Source organism: Microbacterium sp. RU1D, from assembly GCF_900156435.1.
In the GTDB taxonomy this organism is placed as follows: Bacteria; Actinomycetota; Actinomycetes; order Actinomycetales; family Microbacteriaceae; genus Microbacterium.
In genome coordinates, this window is record NZ_FTPQ01000001.1 from 1,584,331 (window position 1) to 1,601,766 (window position 17,436).

General features: G+C 68.8%; 19 protein-coding genes. 17 read left to right on the top strand and 2 right to left on the bottom strand.

What is annotated here, in order from left to right; translation table 11 throughout:
• Window positions 1–184: 184 nt before the first annotated feature.
• Both epsC and cysK read right to left on the bottom strand, forming a co-directional pair.
• Window positions 185–754 carry a serine O-acetyltransferase EpsC gene (gene epsC / locus B0B15_RS07255; RefSeq protein WP_076674596.1) on the bottom strand — a complete coding sequence of 190 codons (570 nt, stop codon included), beginning with the start codon at window positions 752–754 and terminating at the stop codon, window positions 185–187.
• 1 nt (window position 755) lies between these two features.
• Window positions 756–1,694 (bottom strand): cysteine synthase A, encoded by a 939-nt coding sequence (cysK, locus tag B0B15_RS07260; protein ID WP_076674598.1) that lies wholly within the window; start codon window positions 1,692–1,694, stop codon window positions 756–758.
• A gap of 161 nt (window positions 1,695–1,855) precedes the next feature.
• Here cysK and prmC point away from each other — a divergent pair, with 161 nt between their 5' ends.
• The 17 genes from prmC to B0B15_RS07345 all read left to right on the top strand — a co-directional run bounded on the left by prmC (window position 1,856) and on the right by B0B15_RS07345 (window position 17,391).
• Window positions 1,856–2,749, top strand: a complete 894-nt coding sequence (prmC, locus tag B0B15_RS07265; RefSeq protein ID WP_076674599.1) for a peptide chain release factor N(5)-glutamine methyltransferase — start codon at window positions 1,856–1,858, stop codon at window positions 2,747–2,749.
• Between the two features lie 51 nt (window positions 2,750–2,800).
• Window positions 2,801–3,544 (top strand): L-threonylcarbamoyladenylate synthase, encoded by a 744-nt coding sequence (locus tag B0B15_RS07270; protein ID WP_076674601.1) that lies wholly within the window; start codon window positions 2,801–2,803, stop codon window positions 3,542–3,544.
• Window positions 3,541–4,716: an MraY family glycosyltransferase gene (locus B0B15_RS07275; RefSeq protein WP_076674603.1), complete on the top strand. Its 1,176-nt coding sequence runs from the start codon at window positions 3,541–3,543 to the stop codon at window positions 4,714–4,716. Before B0B15_RS07270 ends, B0B15_RS07275 begins: the two co-directional genes overlap by 4 nt.
• Window positions 4,713–5,201, top strand: a complete 489-nt coding sequence (locus B0B15_RS07280; protein WP_076674604.1) for a Cg1360 family ATP-synthase-associated protein — start codon at window positions 4,713–4,715, stop codon at window positions 5,199–5,201. Before B0B15_RS07275 ends, B0B15_RS07280 begins: the two co-directional genes overlap by 4 nt.
• Before the next feature lie 212 nt (window positions 5,202–5,413).
• Window positions 5,414–6,226: a F0F1 ATP synthase subunit A gene (gene atpB, locus B0B15_RS07285; RefSeq protein ID WP_083708905.1), complete on the top strand. Its 813-nt coding sequence runs from the start codon at window positions 5,414–5,416 to the stop codon at window positions 6,224–6,226.
• A gap of 45 nt (window positions 6,227–6,271) precedes the next feature.
• Window positions 6,272–6,505, top strand: coding sequence for a F0F1 ATP synthase subunit C (atpE, locus tag B0B15_RS07290; RefSeq protein WP_043360904.1), 234 nt, complete (start codon window positions 6,272–6,274; stop codon window positions 6,503–6,505).
• Between the two features lie 34 nt (window positions 6,506–6,539).
• Complete coding sequence (locus tag B0B15_RS07295) at window positions 6,540–7,100, top strand: F0F1 ATP synthase subunit B (protein WP_076674607.1); 561 nt, start codon at window positions 6,540–6,542, stop codon at window positions 7,098–7,100.
• A complete protein-coding gene (locus B0B15_RS07300) occupies window positions 7,100–7,888 on the top strand; it encodes a F0F1 ATP synthase subunit delta (protein WP_076674609.1) in 789 nt (262 codons plus the stop codon). Before B0B15_RS07295 ends, B0B15_RS07300 begins: the two co-directional genes overlap by 1 nt.
• 62 nt (window positions 7,889–7,950) lie before the next feature.
• Window positions 7,951–9,582, top strand: coding sequence for a F0F1 ATP synthase subunit alpha (gene atpA / locus B0B15_RS07305; protein ID WP_076674611.1), 1,632 nt, complete (start codon window positions 7,951–7,953; stop codon window positions 9,580–9,582).
• Between the two features lie 24 nt (window positions 9,583–9,606).
• Window positions 9,607–10,509: a F0F1 ATP synthase subunit gamma gene (locus tag B0B15_RS07310; RefSeq protein WP_076674612.1), complete on the top strand. Its 903-nt coding sequence runs from the start codon at window positions 9,607–9,609 to the stop codon at window positions 10,507–10,509.
• A gap of 22 nt (window positions 10,510–10,531) precedes the next feature.
• The gene (gene atpD, locus B0B15_RS07315) at window positions 10,532–11,980 is read left to right on the top strand and encodes a F0F1 ATP synthase subunit beta (protein ID WP_076674614.1); all 1,449 of its coding nucleotides are present in this window, start codon (window positions 10,532–10,534) and stop codon (window positions 11,978–11,980) included.
• Between the two features lies 1 nt (window position 11,981).
• Window positions 11,982–12,242, top strand: coding sequence for a F0F1 ATP synthase subunit epsilon (locus B0B15_RS07320; protein ID WP_076674616.1), 261 nt, complete (start codon window positions 11,982–11,984; stop codon window positions 12,240–12,242).
• A 70-nt stretch (window positions 12,243–12,312) separates the two neighbouring features.
• Window positions 12,313–13,065, top strand: a complete 753-nt coding sequence (locus tag B0B15_RS07325) for a YaaA family protein (protein ID WP_076674617.1) — start codon at window positions 12,313–12,315, stop codon at window positions 13,063–13,065.
• Window positions 13,066–13,174: 109 nt separating this feature from the next.
• Window positions 13,175–13,864 carry a DUF5684 domain-containing protein gene (locus tag B0B15_RS07330; RefSeq protein WP_256334221.1) on the top strand — a complete coding sequence of 230 codons (690 nt, stop codon included), beginning with the start codon at window positions 13,175–13,177 and terminating at the stop codon, window positions 13,862–13,864.
• 75 nt (window positions 13,865–13,939) lie between these two features.
• The gene (locus B0B15_RS07335) at window positions 13,940–14,920 is read left to right on the top strand and encodes an aldo/keto reductase (RefSeq protein WP_076674619.1); all 981 of its coding nucleotides are present in this window, start codon (window positions 13,940–13,942) and stop codon (window positions 14,918–14,920) included.
• Window positions 14,921–15,038: 118 nt separating this feature from the next.
• On the top strand, window positions 15,039–15,812 hold the full coding sequence (locus B0B15_RS07340; RefSeq protein ID WP_076674620.1) for a PP2C family protein-serine/threonine phosphatase: 774 nt from the start codon (window positions 15,039–15,041) through the stop codon (window positions 15,810–15,812).
• A 46-nt stretch (window positions 15,813–15,858) separates the two neighbouring features.
• Window positions 15,859–17,391 carry an APC family permease gene (locus tag B0B15_RS07345; RefSeq protein ID WP_076674622.1) on the top strand — a complete coding sequence of 511 codons (1,533 nt, stop codon included), beginning with the start codon at window positions 15,859–15,861 and terminating at the stop codon, window positions 17,389–17,391.
• Window positions 17,392–17,436: the final 45 nt, after the last annotated feature.

Here is a 17,436-nt window from a genome sequence, read left to right on the forward strand (position 1 = left end):
CGAGCCTACGGCGCGGGCTGTTCGTGACCGCCGTCAGGTCACCGAGCCGATCACACCCGCGGTCCGGTCTCCGGCCTTGGCGCCGATACCGCCCGACGGGGTGCACCGAGGCGACGAGCCCAGGAGAACATGAACGCCCAATGGTCGCGTCGCCGCACGGGCCGACTTCCGGGCAGCGGAGCGATCAGATCCAGTACTCGGGCGTCGTGAGGAGGGCACGGGTGTCCTCGCCGCTGCGCCGCGTGCGCGCTGTGGCCGGGACGCCCACGAGGACGCTGTCGGCGGGGGCGTCGCGGGTCACGACGGCGTTCGCCCCCACGACGGAGCGCGCGCCCAGCGTGATGGGCCCCAGGATCTTGGCTCCCGCGCCGATCGCGACGCCGTCGTGCAGGGTGGGGTGGCGCTTGCCGCCCTCGCGCTGGCGACCGCCGAGGGTCACGCCGTGATACAGCATCACGTCGTCGCCGACCTCGGCAGTTTCGCCCACCACCACGCCCATGCCGTGGTCGATGAAGAAGCGCCGACCGATCGTCGCCCCCGGGTGGATCTCGACGCCGGTGAGCCAGCGTGTGACCTGCGACAGAGCGCGCGCCGGGAACCGCAGCCCCCGCCGCCACAGGCGGTTGGCCACCCGGTACGCCCACACGGCGTGGAGCCCGGGATACAGCAGTGCGATCTCGAGACCGCCGCGCGCCGCGGGGTCGCGGAGCTTGGCGGAGGCGATGTCTTCTCGGATGCGGGAGAGGAGCCCCACGTCAGTCTTCGCGCAGGTGCTCGTAGAGCGCCGTGGAGAGGTACCGCTCGCCGTACGACGGGATGATGACGACGACGTTCTTGCCGGCCGCCTCGGGGCGACGGGCGACCTCGAGAGCGGCCCAGATGGCCGCCCCCGACGACATGCCGACCAGGATGCCGTCTTTCGCGGCCGTTTCGCGCGCCAGCCGGATCGCGTCGTCGAACTCGACGTCGATGACCTCGTCGATGATGTCGCGGTCGAGGATCGCGGGCACGAAGTTCGGGCCGATGCCCTGGATCTTGTGGGGTCCGGGGTGGCCCTTCGTCAGCACGGGGGAGTCGGCGGGCTCGACGGCGACGATCTTGACGTCGGGGTTGCGCTCCTTCAGCACCTGGCCGACACCGGTGATGGTGCCGCCCGTGCCGATGCCGGCGACGAAGTAGTCGACCTTGCCCTCGGTGTCGCGGAGGATCTCCTCCGCGGTGGTCTTGCGGTGGATGGCCGGATTGGCCTCGTTCTCGAACTGACGGGCCCACACGGCGCCCGGCGTCTCGGCGACGATCCGCTTGGCCTCGTCGACAGCGTGCGACATCCCCTTGGTGGGATCGGTGAGCACGAGCTCGGCGCCGAACGCCTTGAGCAGGATGCGGCGCTCCTTCGACATCGATGCCGGCATGGTCAGGATGACCTTGTACCCGCGCGCAGCGCCGACCATGGCCAGGGCGATGCCGGTGTTGCCGCTCGTCGATTCCACGAGCGTTCCGCCGGGCTTCAGCTCGCCCGACGCCTCCGCCGCATCCACGATCGCGATGCCGAGGCGGTCTTTGACGCTCGAGGCCGGGTTGTAGAACTCGAGCTTCGCAAGGATCTGTCCCCCGGCGCCCTCGGCCACGCGGTTCAGCCGCACGAGCGGCGTGTCGCCGAATGCAGAGGTGATGTCGGAGTGGATGCCGGGCATGGCTCGCCTTTCGCCGTCGGTCGGGACGCGATCATTTTAGGCGAGCCCTCCAACACGGCGGCCCGTATGACGACTCTTGACAACGCGTTCCGCATCGCCTCACCCGTCGTGCGCACGGCGGCCGGGGCGGGCACCGCGCCGGACTAGGCTGGGCTTCCGTCATGCCTGAGACCGCCCCTCTCCCCGCACCCACGGCCGCATTGGTCGCAGACGTCGTCCGTGAGACCGCCGCCCGCCTGCGCAGCGCCGGCATCACCGACCCCCAGGTGGATGCCGAGCTGCTCGTGGCGCACGTGCTGGAGTCGTCGCGCGGGGGCGTGCAGGCGGCGGCCGTCCGCGGGGACCGCATGCCCGCGTGGGCATCCACTGCCCTCGCCCCCCTCGTGGACCGCCGATGCGCGCGCGAGCCGCTGCAGCACCTCACCGGCCGCGCCCCCTTCCGCTCGATGGAGCTGGCCGTCGGCCCGGGCGTGTTCGTCCCGCGACCCGAGACCGAGATGGTCGCCCAGCTGGCGATCGACGCGCTGCGGGCGGTCCCCTCCGACGCGCCGATCGCCGTCGACCTCGGTACCGGCAGCGGCGCGATCGCGCTCGCCATGGCGACCGAGGTGCCGCACGCACGCGTCTACGCCGCGGAGAACAGCGTCGACGCCTTCGTCTGGACGAAGCAGAACCATGCCCTGATCGGTGCCGACAATCTCTCCCTCGCGTTCATCGACCTCGCGGAGGCGTTCCCCGAACTCGACGGCACGGTCTCCGTCGTCGCCTCCAACCCGCCGTACGTTCCCGACGACGCCATTCCGCGCGACCCCGAGGTGCGGTTGTTCGACCCGCCCGCGGCCCTCTACGGCGGACCCGACGGCCTGGATGCCGTGCGGCAGCTGAGCCGGGTGGGACTGCGCCTCGCGCACCCCGGCGGCGTTATCGTGATCGAGCACGGGGAGTGGCAGGGCGCAGCGATCCGCGACATCCTCACCGCGGACGGGTGGCGCTCGGCATCCACTCATCCCGACCTGACGACGCGCGACCGCGCCACGACGGCGATCCGCCCCTGAGGCGCCGGGTGACAGCACAGCACGCACGGCGCGACTAGACTGGCGCGCGACATGTCACCCGTCTACGACTGCCGTGACGAGTCGCAGCTGCTGTCCGGGATGCGCCACGCGCGTCAGGCGATCGGCCGAGGCGAACTCGTCGTGCTCCCCACCGACACCGTCTACGGAATCGCCGCCGACGCGTTCAACGCGCGCGCCGTCGCGGGCCTCCTCGAAGCGAAGGGGCGGGGCCGACAGCAGCCGCCGCCCGTCCTGGTCGCGGGCGTCAGCACGCTGCGCGCCCTGGTCGCGGAGATCCCTCCCGCGGTCGACGACCTCGTGCGCGAGTTCTGGCCGGGCGGCCTGACCATCGTCCTGCCCGCGCAGCCCTCGCTGTCGTGGGACCTCGGCGACACCCACGGGACCGTCGCCGTGCGCATGCCCGCGCAGAAGATGACCCTGGAGCTCCTGGAGGAGACGGGGCCGCTGGCGGTGTCGAGCGCGAACCTCACCGGTATGCCCGCCGCCGTCGACATCGACGCCGCGCGCGACATGCTGGGCGACAGCGTCGCCGCCTACCTCGACGCCGGCGTGAGCGAGACGGGGGTCGCCTCGACCATCGTCGACGCCACGCTGCTGGTCGGCGGGGCCGACCCCGTGGTGCGCGTCCTCCGCGAGGGGGCCGTCTCGCGCGAACAGCTCCGCGCGGTGCTCGGCGATCTGCTCGAGTCCGACCCGGTCGACGACCGCGACGCACCGACCCCGGCGGACGCGCCCGCCGATGCGACCCCGGATGACGAGGCTCCGGGTCCGTGACCCAGTACCTCCTCACCATCCTCTTCACGGCGGCGGTCACGCTCGCGCTGTCGTGGGTGGTGTGGAAGCTCGCTCTGCGGTTCAAGCTCTATCCCGGCATCCGCGACCGCGATGTGCACAAGACGCCCACGCCGCGCCTGGGCGGAGTGGCGATGTTCCTCGGGGTCGTCGCGGCTTTCGCCTTGTCGAGCCGCAACCCGTACTTCTCGATCTTCTGGACGGACCCGGTCCCGGTGCTCTCGCTCCTGGGGGCCGTACTGCTCATCGTGCTGGTCGGGGTCGCCGATGACCTCTGGGACCTCGACTGGATGATCAAACTCGGCGCGCAATTCATCGCCGCCGGGATCATCGCATGGTTCGGACAGTTGCAGATCCTCTCGCTCCCCATCGGAGCGCTCACGGTGGGATCGAGCTGGGTGAGCTTCCTGCTCACCGTGTTCGCCCTCGTCGTCGTGATGAACGCCGTCAACTTCATCGACGGGCTCAACGGTCTCGTCGCGGGGGTCTGCCTCATCGCCAACGGCGTGTTCTTCGCCTACTCCTACCTCCTCGTGCGCGACACCGGTGCCAGCACGTACTTCAACCTGGCGTCGTTCATCGCGGCCGTCCTGGTCGGTGCGTGCCTGGGGTTCCTGCCGATGAACTGGACGCCCGCCAAACTCTTCATGGGGGATGCCGGTGCCCTCATGCTGGGCCTGCTGATGGCCAGTTCAGCCGTCGCCATCACGGGGCAGCTCGATCCGGCGGTCCTCGACCCCGAGAAAATCGGTCGCTCCCAGCTGCTCGGTGCCTTCATCCCGATCCTGCTGCCGGTGGTCATCGTGCTGCTGCCCCTGCTCGATTTCGGTCTCGCCGTCGCGCGGCGCCAGTGGGCCGGTCGCTCGCCGTTCTCGCCCGACCGGAAGCATCTCCATCACCGCATGCTCGACATGGGGCACACCGACCGGGATGCCGTCCTCATCTTCTACAGCTGGACCGCGGTGGTGAGCCTCGCGTTCCTGCTCATGTACATCGGCACCCAGCAGAGCTGGCCCGGCGACTACGCCTTCGGGATCGCCTTCGGCGTGACCGGCGTGATCGCGTGCGCCGTCCTGACCCTCCTTCCCTCTACGCACCGTCTGCGACGGTTCTCCCGTCGCGTCCGACCCACCCGACCGGAGTCCCCCTTATGAGCAGCGTCCCTCCCGCCCCCCGCCGACCCCTCTCCAGTACCCCCGTCCTGCGCACCGCCCTGGTGTGGGGCGGTGTCGTCACTGCCGTGCTCCTAGTGGTCGGCGCCGTCGTCGGCTTCGCCGTCGGGGGAGCGGGCGGCCTCGGCAGCGCCCTCGCGGGGGTGGCCGTGAGCGCGATCTTCCTCGCCGTCACCGCGACGAGCATCCTCGTGGCCAACCGCTGGTTCGGAGACCCGCTCTACGTCCCGATCTTCTTCGGAATCGTCCTCGGCGGATGGTTGCTCAAGCTCATCCTGTTCATCGTGGCGATCGTCGTGCTGCGCGGACAGGACTGGGTCGACCCGGTGGTGTTCTACGTCGCCCTGGTCGTCAGCGTCATCGCGTCGCTCGCGGTCGACGTCGTCGTGCTGCTGCGCATGCGGATCCCGAGCGTCAGCGACATCACGCTCCCCACCGACCCCGACGCCGGTGACCTGCGGGCCTGACGGGCCCATAACCCACCCGGCCGCCCCGCCGCGCACGTTAGTCCGGCGGCGAGACGATCACCCCCTGCGGACTCATGGATTCGCCGGGAGTTTGATAGGGTGGCATAAGTACCCGCCCGCGATGGGAAATCTTCTCCAGGTTCGCACTTCGGGTACCGTCACCGACCATCGTCGCAACGGTTCACACCGATGCCCCGAAGCTGGAGCCAGCGCTGTCCACTCAAGCTGCGACCCTGATCACGAACTTCGCGTCTGCGGGTGCGGAGTTCCACCCGCCCTCCATCTCCGAGTTCTTCCCCGACGCGGTCCTGTTCGAGGGCACGATCTTCGCGATCACCCGCATCAACCTCACGCAGATGCTGGCGACGCTCGCGCTGGTCCTGTTCCTCGTCCTCGGCACGCGCCGCATGAAGATCGTCCCCGGCCGCTTCCAGAGCGTCGCCGAGATGGGCCTCGACTTCGTCCGCGTCAACATCGCCGAAGACATCCTGGGTCGCACGGACGGCAAGCGCTTCCTCCCGATCCTCACCACGATCTTCTTCATGGTGCTGTTCATGAACATCACGGGTGTCATCCCGTTCCTGAACATCGCCGGCACCAGCGTCATCGCGGTGCCGTTGATCCTCGCGATCGTCGCCTATGTGACCTTCATCTACGCGGGTATCAAGAAGAGCCCGGGCGGCTTCTTCAAGAACGCTCTGCTGCCCTCGGGCGTGCCGTGGCCGCTCTACATCATCATCGTCCCGCTCGAGTTCCTCTCGACCTTCATCATCCGCCCCGTCACGCTGACGCTGCGTCTGCTGATGAACATGGTCGTCGGCCACCTCATGCTGGTGCTGTTCTTCTCGGCGACGCAGTTCTTCGTGGTCGGTCTGAGCGGATGGTGGACGGCTCTCGGCGCCGGCTCCCTCGCCTTCGGCCTCGCCTTCACCCTGTTCGAAATCTTCGTCGCCTTCCTCCAGGCGTACGTCTTCGCGATCCTCACCGCGGTCTACATCCAGCTCGCGGTCGCAGAAGAGCACTGAGCGGCCCGGCGCACGCCGAGCCACCCAACCGAAAGGAAAAAACCCGTGGACGCAACTACGGTTCTCGCCCAGGTCACCGGTAACGTCGCCACGATCGGCTACGGCCTCGCGGCCATCGGCCCCGCCATCGGCGTGGGCATCGTCGTCGGCAAGACCATCGAGGGCGTCGCCCGTCAGCCCGAACTCGCGGGCCGCCTGCAGGTCCTGATGTTCATCGGTATCGCCTTCACCGAGGCGCTCGCCTTCATCGGTATCGCGACCGGCTTCATCTTCACCTGAACCGGCCGCTCTCGACTCACTGTAAGGAGACAGGATGCTGAACGCTCTTGTCACACTCGCCGCGGAGCCCGCGGGGGAGGAAGCGCACAACCCGCTTCTTCCCGCCGCGTACGACATCATCTGGTCGCTCGTGTGCTTCGTCGTCATCCTCTTCGTGGTCTGGCGCGTCGCCCTGCCCCGCATGGCGAAGCTGCTCGACGAGCGCAGTGCTGCCATCGAGGGCAACATCGCCAAGGCCGACGAGGCTCAGCGACAGGCCGAGGCCGCCCTCGAGGAGTACACCGCGCAGCTCGCCGAGGCGCGCCGCGAAGCCGGTGAGATCCGCGAGTCCGCGACTCAGGACGGTCGCAAGATCGTCGCCGAGGCCAAGGAGACCGCCGCGTCCGAGGCAGCCCGCATCACCGCCAGCGCTCACGCGCAGATCGAGGCCGAGCGTCAGACGACCCTCGTGCAGCTGCGCTCCGAGGTCGGTACCCTCGCGGTCGACCTCGCCGGCAACGTGATCGGCGAGACCTTGTCGGACGACGCACGCGCCAACGCCGTGGTCGACCGCTTCCTCGCCGAGCTCGAGGCTTCCGAGAAGGCGGCCAAGTAATGGGCAGCGCGACCACTCAGGCCCGGACCGCGACGTCGGAGGCCCTGGCCTCCGCGTCGGGTGTCGATCTCGACGTCGCACGCGAGCTGTTCGCTGCCGTGGCCGCCGTGAGCGGATCGGCGCAGCTGAGCGGCGCGCTGTCCGACTCGTCGGTGCCGGCGGACGCTCGGGCGGGGCTCGTCTCCGCCGTATTCGGCCCCTCGTACCGCCCCGCCACGGTGGCGTTGCTCTCCAGCGCCGCTCAGCAGCGCTGGTCGAGCGCCGCGGAGTTCGTCGAGGGGCTCGAGGAGCTTGCCGTGCGGGCCACCTCGGTCGCCGAGTCCGGCGACATCGAGGCGGAGCTCTTCTCGTTCTCCCGCACCGTCGCCTCCAACGGCGAACTCGAGCTCGCGCTCGGGGGTCGCCTCGGTGACGCGTCGGCGAAGGGAACGCTCGTCTCGACGCTGCTCGACGGTCGCGCAAGCGCCGGTACCGCTCTGATCGTGTCGTCGCTCGTCGAGCACGCGCGCGGTCGCCGGGTCCGCGCTCTCCTCCGTCGCGCGGAGCGCATCGTGGCCGACCAGCGTTCGCGCATCGTCGCCACCGTCTCCGCCGCCGCACCGCTGAGCGCCGACCAGCAGACCCGTCTGCAGAACGCTCTCAGCGCACGTTACGGCTCGGCTGTCACCCTGAACACCGTCATCGACCCGACCGTGCTCGGAGGTCTGCGCGTGCAGGTCGCCGACGACGTCATCGACGCGAGCGTGTCCGCACGTCTCGCCGATCTCCGCCAGCGGATCGCCGGCTGAAGACTTTCCGCCCGAGTGGGCGTGATCTTGGGGGCCGAGGGCCCCACGAACGAAGGAAGACAATGGCAGATCTCTCTATCAGCCCCGACGTCATTCGTGACGCGCTGAAGGACTTCGTCACCGCCTACGAGCCCACCGGCGCCGCGGCGACCGAGGTCGGCGCCGTCGTCGACGCGGCCGACGGCATCGCTCACGTCGAGGGCCTTCCGGGTGTCATGGCCAACGAGCTCATCCGCTTCGCGGACGGCACGCTCGGCCTCGCCCAGAACCTCGACGAGAACGAGGTCGGTGTCGTCGTGCTCGGCGAGTTCTCCGGCATCGAGGAGGGCCAGAGCGTCACCCGCACGGGCGAGGTGCTCTCGGTCGGCGTCGGCGAGGGCTATCTCGGTCGCGTCGTCGACCCGCTGGGCAACCCCATCGACGGTCTCGGTGAGATCGCGACGACCGGCCGCCGCGCGCTCGAGCTCCAGGCCCCGGGCGTCATGCAGCGCAAGAGCGTGCACGAGCCGCTGCAGACGGGCATCAAGGCGATCGACGCCATGATCCCGGTCGGTCGCGGACAGCGTCAGCTGATCATCGGTGACCGCCAGACCGGCAAGACCGCCATCGCCATCGACACGATCATCAACCAGAAGGCGAACTGGGAGACGGGCGACGTCAACAAGCAGGTGCGCTGCATCTACGTCGCGATCGGCCAGAAGGGCTCGACCATCGCTTCGGTGAAGGGCGCCCTCGAGGACGCGGGCGCGATGGATTACACCACCATCGTCGCGGCCCCCGCCTCCGACCCCGCGGGCTTCAAGTACCTCGCCCCCTACACCGGCTCGGCCATCGGCCAGCACTGGATGTACGAGGGCAAGCACGTCCTCATCATCTTCGACGACCTGTCGAAGCAGGCCGAGGCTTACCGCGCCGTGTCGCTGCTCCTGCGCCGTCCGCCGGGCCGCGAGGCGTACCCCGGCGACGTGTTCTACCTGCACTCGCGTCTGCTCGAGCGTTGCGCGAAGCTGTCCGACGAGCTCGGTGCCGGCTCGATGACGGGTCTGCCCATCATCGAGACGAAGGCCAACGACGTCTCGGCGTACATCCCGACCAACGTGATCTCGATCACCGACGGCCAGATCTTCCTGCAGTCCGACCTGTTCAACGCCAACCAGCGTCCTGCGGTCGACGTGGGTATCTCGGTCTCGCGCGTCGGTGGTGACGCTCAGGTGAAGTCGATCAAGAAGGTCTCCGGCACGCTCAAGCTCGAACTCGCGCAGTACCGTTCGCTCGAGGCCTTCGCGATGTTCGCGAGCGACCTCGACGCGGCCTCGCGTCGTCAGCTCGCCCGTGGTGCGCGCCTGACCGAGCTGCTCAAGCAGCCGCAGTACTCGCCGTACCCCGTCGAGGAGCAGGTCGTCTCGATCTGGGCCGGCACCAACGGCAAGCTCGACGCGGTCGAGGTCTCCGACGTGCTGCGCTTCGAGCGCGAGCTGCTCGACTACCTGCGGCGCAACTCGACCGTGCTCGACACGCTCCGCGAGACCAACGTGCTCGGCGACGACACGCTCGCCGAGCTCGAGCAGAAGATCGACGCGTTCGCGAAGGAGTTCCAGCCCGGCAAGGACCAGAGCGTCGTCGGCGCCGAGAAGGTCGATGCCGCCGAGGCGGAGGACGTCAACCAGGAGCGGATCGTCAAGGGCCGTCGCTGACAGCGACGACACGAGAACGGAATCATGGGCGCACAACTGCGGGTCTACAAGCAGAAGATCAGTTCTGCTCAGACGACCAAGAAGATCACCAAGGCGATGGAGCTCATCGCGGCCTCGCGCATCCAGAAGGCGATGGCGCGTGTGCGCGCGGCATCCCCCTTCGCGCGGGCCGTCACGAGCGCCGTCTCGGCGGTCGCCACGCACTCCTCCGTCGATCACCCGCTGACGACCGAGCGCGAGAACATCCGTCGTTCGGCCGTTGTCATCTTCACCTCCGACCGGGGCCTCGCCGGCGCGTTCAACTCGCAGATCCTCCGTGAGGGTCTCGAGCTGGCCGAGCTGCTCCGCTCGCAGGGCAAGGAGGTCGTCTACTACCTGGTCGGGCGCAAGGCCGTCGGATACTTCCAGTTCCGTCGCATGCCGAGCGTCGCGCAGTGGGTGGGCGACACCGACACCCCGCAGTTCTCCACCGCGGAGGAGATCTCGGATGCCGTGATCGAGGCGTACCGCGCCGGCGGCGACAACGAGGGCGGCGTCGACGAGATCCACCTCGTGTACAACCGCTTCGTCAGCATGATGACGCAGTCGCCGGAGTCCGTGCGCCTGCTCCCGCTCGAGGTGCTCGAGGCCGATGAGGCTCCCGCGCAGTCCGAGGTCTACCCGCTCTACGAGTTCGAGCCGGACGCCGAGACGGTTCTCGACGCGCTCCTGCCGACGTACGTCCAGAGCCGCATCTTCAACGCCCTGCTGCAGTCGTCGGCCGCCAAGCACGCCGCGACCCAGAAGGCGATGAAGTCGGCCAGCGACAACGCGGACAAGCTCATCACCGACTACACCCGCCTGCGCAACAACGCGCGTCAGGCGGAGATCACGCAGCAGATCGCCGAGATCGTCGGCGGCGCCGATGCCCTGGCATCCGGCAAGTAAGTTCCCAAGGAGAGAAGAAGCCATGAGCCTCACCGCCGAGAAGACCGACGCGGCCGTCGTCGGACGCGTCGCGCGCGTCACCGGCCCGGTCGTCGACATCGAGTTCCCGCATGACGCGATCCCCGAGATCTATAACGCGCTGAAGACCACGATCACCATCGGTGACGAGTCGACCGAGATCACCCTCGAGGTCGCGCAGCACCTGGGCGACGACCTCGTCCGCGCCATCTCGCTCAAGCCCACCGACGGCATGGTCCGCGGTCAGGAAGTGCGCGACACCGGCGGCCCCATCTCGGTGCCCGTCGGCGACGTGACCAAGGGCAAGGTCTTCGACGTCACCGGTGAGGTGCTCAACGCCGCTCCCGGCGAGACGATCGAGGTCACCGAGCGCTGGGGCATCCACCGCAAGGCGCCCAGCTTCGACCAGCTCGAGTCCAAGACCGAGATGTTCGAGACCGGCATCAAGTCGATCGACCTCCTGACCCCCTACGTCCAGGGTGGCAAGATCGGTCTGTTCGGCGGCGCGGGCGTCGGCAAGACCGTCCTCATCCAGGAGATGATCCAGCGCGTGGCGCAGGACCACGGTGGTGTCTCGGTGTTCGCCGGTGTCGGCGAGCGCACCCGTGAGGGCAACGACCTCATCGGCGAGATGGAAGAGGCGGGCGTCTTCGACAAGACCGCCCTCGTGTTCGGCCAGATGGACGAGCCGCCGGGGACGCGTCTTCGCGTCGCGCTGTCGGCGCTGACGATGGCGGAGTACTTCCGCGACGTCCAGAAGCAGGACGTGCTGCTGTTCATCGACAACATCTTCCGCTTCACGCAGGCCGGTTCCGAGGTCTCCACGCTGCTGGGCCGCATGCCCTCGGCCGTGGGATACCAGCCGAACCTCGCCGACGAGATGGGTGTGCTCCAGGAGCGCATCACCTCGACCCGCGGCCACTCGATCACGTCGCTTCAGGCCATCTACGTGCCCGCCGACGACTACACCGACCCGGCCCCCGCGACCACGTTCGCGCACCTCGACGCCACCACCGAGCTTTCGCGTGAGATCGCGTCGAAGGGTCTGTACCCGGCCATCGACCCCCTGACGTCGACGAGCCGCATCCTCGACCCGCGCTACATCGGCGCCGACCACTACCGCGTGGCCACCGCCGTGAAGCAGATCCTGCAGAAGAACAAGGAACTGCAGGAGATCATCGCCATCCTCGGTGTCGACGAGCTCTCCGAGGAAGACAAGATCGTCGTGTCGCGTGCACGTCGCATCCAGCAGTTCCTCTCGCAGAACACCTACATGGCCAAGAAGTTCACCGGCGTCGAGGGCTCCACGGTCCCGATCAAGGAGACCATCGAGTCGTTCGACGCGATTGTCAAGGGTGACTTCGACCACGTCGCCGAGCAGGCGTTCTTCAACGTCGGCGGCATCTCCGACGTCGAGGCAAAGTGGGCGCAGATCCAGAAGGAGAACGGCTGACATGTCGTTGCGCGTGAGCCTGGTGTCGGCGGACGCCGAGGTGTGGACGGGGGAGGCCTCGCTCGTCGTGGCCAAGACCGTCGAGGGTGAGATCGGCTTCATGCAGGGGCATGAGCCGGTGCTCGCGATCCTCGCCCAGGGCGAGGTGCGCATCACCCGCGCCGACGGCACGAAGGTCCTGGCCAACGCGGAGGACGGCTTCCTGTCGATGGCGAACGACGAAGTCACGATCGTCGCCGGGAACGCCGCCCTCGTCTCCTGACGCTGTTCCTCCACCGACGCGCGTCGCCCCATGCGGGCGGCGCGCGTCGGTCGTTTCCCCGAGAGATCCCATGCTCGTCCTCCTCCCTCCGTCCGAGACGAAGCGTCCGGGCGGTGACGGTGCACCGCTTTCGCTCGCGTCGCTGTGGTCCCCGTCGCTGCGCGCCCCGCGCGAGGCCGTCGTCGACGCGCTCGTCGCGCTCAGCGCCGACCAGGAGACCGCCGCGCGCGTGCTCAAGCTGAGCCCCAAACGGCGACACGAGATCGCCGACAACGCGGCGCTGCGGACCGCTCCCAGCCTCCCGGCGGTGGACCGCTACACGGGAGTGCTGTTCGACGCCCTCGACGCGGGCGGGCTCGGCGCGTCGGAGCGCTCCTGGCTCGCCGAGCATGTCGTCATCCACTCCGCCCCGTTCGGACCCCTCGGCGCGCTCGACCCGATCCCGGCGTACCGACTGGCCGCGGGAACGTCCCTCCCCGGACTCCCGCCCCTGCGGCGCGTATGGGCGGATGCCGTGAGCTCGGCCCTCGACACGGCCCGCCCGTCGTTCGTGCTCGATCTCCGGTCCGAGGCGTACGCCGCTCTCGGGCCGGTGCCCCCGGGGATCGACGCAGCGTACGTGCGCATCGTGACCGCCAGCGGCGACGGGGGAGAGGTGCGCGCTTTGAACCACTTCAACAAACATGCGAAGGGCGACCTCGTCCGAGCACTCGCACAGACCGCTGCGGAGGTGACCACCGCCGACGGTTTCCGCGGGTGGGCGGATGCGAACGGCTGGACCGTGCGGGTCGCAGGCGACCGGGAGCTGTTCGTCGTGGTGTGAGACTTTCGGGCGTGGGGGATTTCAGCGAACACACAGGTTCGCTACCATGACACGCGCGGGAGACACCCGCCGGCTCGCGACATCGTGCGGGCCGCTCGAGAGGATCGACGTGAACATCATCAATCTCGCTTACTCCGACTATGGGACGACCAGTGCCGGCGAGGCGGCATTCCTGGCCGTCGCGTATCTCTTCATCTTCCTGTTCGCCATCGCCGGGTACCTCATCAGCTCCTTCCTGCTGATGAAGGTCTTCGAAAAGGCCGGTGTCCAGGGCAAATGGCGTGCCTGGGTCCCGGTGTACAACAGCCTCGTCTACGCCAAGCTGGGCGACTTCTCGCCGTGGGTCCTTCTGGGCCTGGCCGTGGCCTCGGCCATTCCGATCCTGAACTTCCTCGCCGGTATCGCGATCGTCGTCGCACTGGTCATGATCTCGTACCGCGTGGCCGCCAAGTTCGGGCGCGACTGGCCCATCCTGCTGCTGTTCATCCTCGGACCGCTCGGTCAGTGGATCTTCCTCGGCATCCTGGGCTTCAGCAGCAACCGCTGGAACCCCGCTGCCGCGTCGCCGTCGCCGTGGGGCTCGTCGTTCCTCGCCGACAAGACGTTCTGGAACGGCATCCCCGCCCAGCCCGCGCAGAACGTGCAGGGGCAGAACGGCGGCGGATACGGCGCACCCGTCGCCCCGCCTGCGCAGGGCTACGCGCCCCCGGCCGCTCCCGGGTACGCTCCGCCGCAGACGCCGCCCGCTGCGGGCACCACGCCGCCGCCGCCGGCACCCCCGGCAGGTCCCCAGGTCTGAGCACCGCTCCGCCCATCGCATGAGCTCCCCGTCGTGGCGGGGAGCTCATGCTCGTTCCGGGGATAGCGTGGAGGGATGACCCCTCCTCCTCTCCCGCTTCGCGCTGTCGGTCGCTCGGGGCTGCGCGTGTCGGCCGTCGGCCTCGGATGCAACAACTTCGGTCGAGCGGGCACGCCGACCGAGACGCCGACCGGAACGAGGGACGTCCTCGACGCCGCGATCGACGCCGGGGTGACCTTCGTCGACACGGCGGACATCTACGGTCGCTCGTTCGGGCTGTCCGAGACGCTGATGGGGGAGGCGCTCGAGGGCCGCCGCGACCGGGTCGTGCTCGCGACCAAGTTCGGGCACGCCGACTTCGCGCCGGCGATCGCGGGCGGCTCCAAGGGCTCGCGCGCGCATATCCGCCGAGCGGTCGAGGACTCGCTGCGACGCCTGCGCACCGACTGGATCGACCTGTACCAGCTGCACACGCCCGACCCGGAGACGCCGATCGACGAGACGCTCGACGCGCTCGCGGATCTCGTGCGCGAGGGCAAGGTGCGTTACATCGGCCACTCGAACTTCTCAGGGTGGCAGATCGCCGAGGCGGATGCCGCGGCCTCGGGCGTGCGCTTCGTGTCGGCGCAGAATCAGTACAGCCTCCTGGCCCGGGCGGCCGAGCGGGAGGTGCTCCCGGCAGCCCGGCGCTTCGGTCTCGGTTTCCTGCCCTTCTTCCCGCTGCACAACGGGCTGCTCACCGGCAAGTTCACGCGCGAGGGCGGTCCCGACGACAGTCGCATCATGCGTCAGCGGCCGCACCTGTGGCGCGACGCTCCCTGGGACGCTCTCGAGCGCTACCAGGACTTCTGCGACGCCCGCGGCATCTCGATGCTCGAGGCCACCTTCGGGTGGTTCCTCGCCAACCCGCTCGTCTCCAGCGTCATCGCCGGGGCGACCAGCGCCGCGCAGGTGCGGGCGAATGCCGCCGCCGCCACCGCGTGGTCGCCGAGCGCTGCGGACATCGCCGAGCTCGATGGCATCCTGAGTCTGCCGGCTGACCCGGCGGCGGGATGAATGCGGCACGGGGGATGCACCACGGCGGCGCGTCCGCGGTCGACGCCCTCGGGTCGACTAGGATGACAGGGCCGCGCGGTTCCGCCGGCGCAGCTGTCGGCCAACCGGAGGATCATTCGTGCCCGAGGTGACCACCTACACGCGCACCGTCTCCCTGGGAGACGGCGCCCTCGAGCTCCGGTGGGCGGCCAGCACCGACACCGGGCGTCGTCGCGAAGTCAATCAGGACGCGGTGCTCGCGGACTACCCCCTCTTCGTCGTCGCCGACGGGATGGGCGGCCACCTCGGCGGCGAGATCGCCAGTGCCAGCACCGTCGAACGCCTTCGGGCCGTCGTCGAGGCGGGGACAGTGTCGACGAAGAACATCGAGAAGGCCCTCTCGCGCGCGGTGAAGGACATCGTCGCTCACCCCGAGACGACCGACGAGGGCACGGGCACCACGCTCACCGGGCTCTACCTCGAGACGCACACCGACGAGCCGCACTGGGTCACGCTCAACATCGGCGATTCTCGCGTGTATCTCCTGCGCGACGGGGAGATCGTGCAGGTCACGACCGACCACTCGGTCGTACAGGAGCTCATCGCCGCGGGCCGTCTGAGCCCGGAAGAGGCGGAGAATCACCCGTACGGCAACGTCATCACCCGCGCCGTCGGGCCGAGCGACAGCGTCAAGCCGGACTACCTGCGCCTCGACGTCCTCGACGGCGACCGCTTCGTGATCTGCTCCGACGGGCTCACGAAGGAGCTCACCGATTTCGGCATCCGTCACTTCCTCGAAGCGAACGCCGACCCCGCTGCGGCCGTCGACGCGATGATGGCGGCGGCGCTCGAGAACGGCGGACGCGACAACATCACCATCGTCGTCCTCGACGTCGAGCGTCGCTCCGCCTGAGAATCTCCTCTTGACCGCGGCTGGCCGCGGATTCTACGTTCGGCATATGACCTCCGCACCCGAACGGACGGCCGGCAAAGGCCTGGCCAGTGGGACGCTGGGGCTGTGGGGCTCGACCGTCATCGGTCTGGCATCCACCGCTCCCGTCTATTCGCTCGTCGCCACGCTGGGCTTCGTCGTCCTCGCCGTGGGGGCGCAGGCGCCCATCGCGTTCGTCGTCGCCTTCGTGCCGATGCTCTTCATCGCCTTCGCCTACCGCGAGCTGAACAACGAGATCCCCGACTGCGGGACCACGTTCACCTGGGGGACCAAGGCTTTCGGGCCGTGGATCGGCTGGATGGGCGGCTGGGGCGTCGCCGTGGCCGGGATGGTGGTGCTCGCCAACCTCTCGCAGATCGCCGGCATCTACCTGTGGTCGCTCATCGGAGACGGCTCGCTCGCCGAGAACGTCCCTCTCGTGACCGCCACCGGCGTCGCGTTCATCGCCGCGATGACTTACGTGAGCTACCGCGGCGTCGAGATCGGCGAGCGGATCCAGAACGTTCTCTTGGCCGTGCAGTACCTCGTGCTCGCGCTGTTCGTCGTGCTCGCCCTCTGGAAGTTCTTCGACGGGACGGCCCCGAACCCGACGCCGTTCGACATCGCGTGGTTCAACCCGCTCGGGTTCACCGACTGGAGCGGTTTCACCGAGGCCGTGCTGCTCGCGCTCTTCATCTACTGGGGGTGGGATACCTGCCTCGCGCTGAACGAGGAGACCAAAGACCCCAAGCGCATCCCCGGACGAGCGGCGCTGCTGACCACTGTCATTTTGCTCGGTACGTACGTGACGGTCACCGTCGCCGCAATGATGTACGCCGGGGTGGGGGAGGACGGTGCGGGCCTGGCCAACCCCGACAACGCCGACGACGTGTTCCTGGCGCTCAAGGACGGCTTGTTCGGGCCGTTCGGCTGGGTGCTCATCGTCGCCGTGCTCATCTCGGCCGTGTCGTCCACCCAGACCACGATCCTGCCCACCGCCCGCGGCACGCTGGCGATGGCCGCGTACAAAGCGCTGCCCGAGCGGTTCCGCTCGGTGCACCCGCGCTACAAGACGCCGTCGTTCTCGACCCTCGTCATGGGTATCGTCGCGAGCGTCTACTACGTCGGCATGACGCTCATCAGCGACAACATCCTGCAGGACTCGATCCTGTCGCTGGGCCTCGCGATCGCGTTCTACTACGCCATGACCGGGTACGCGTGCGTCTGGTACTACCGCCGCGAACTCTTGGCCTCGGGCAAGAACCTCGTGTACCGCGGCATCCTGCCGCTTCTCGGCGCGCTCATGCTGACCTACGCCTTCGTACAGTCGGCGATCGACATGTACGACCCCGAGTACGGCAACACGGTGCTGCTCGGGGTGGGCGGTACGTTCGTCGTCGGTATCGGGGCCCTCGCCATCGGTGTCGTGCTGATGGTGGTGTGGTTCGCCCTCCCAGGATCGAAGCCGTTCTTCCGCGGCGAGAGCCTCAACCGCGAGACCGAGGTGCTCGTCCCCGACGAGCCGATCGCCTACCCGCGATCCGTCGACGGCGGGATCTGAGCGCTCTCAACCTGCCTGAGGGGTCGGGGGATGCCGGCAACCGGC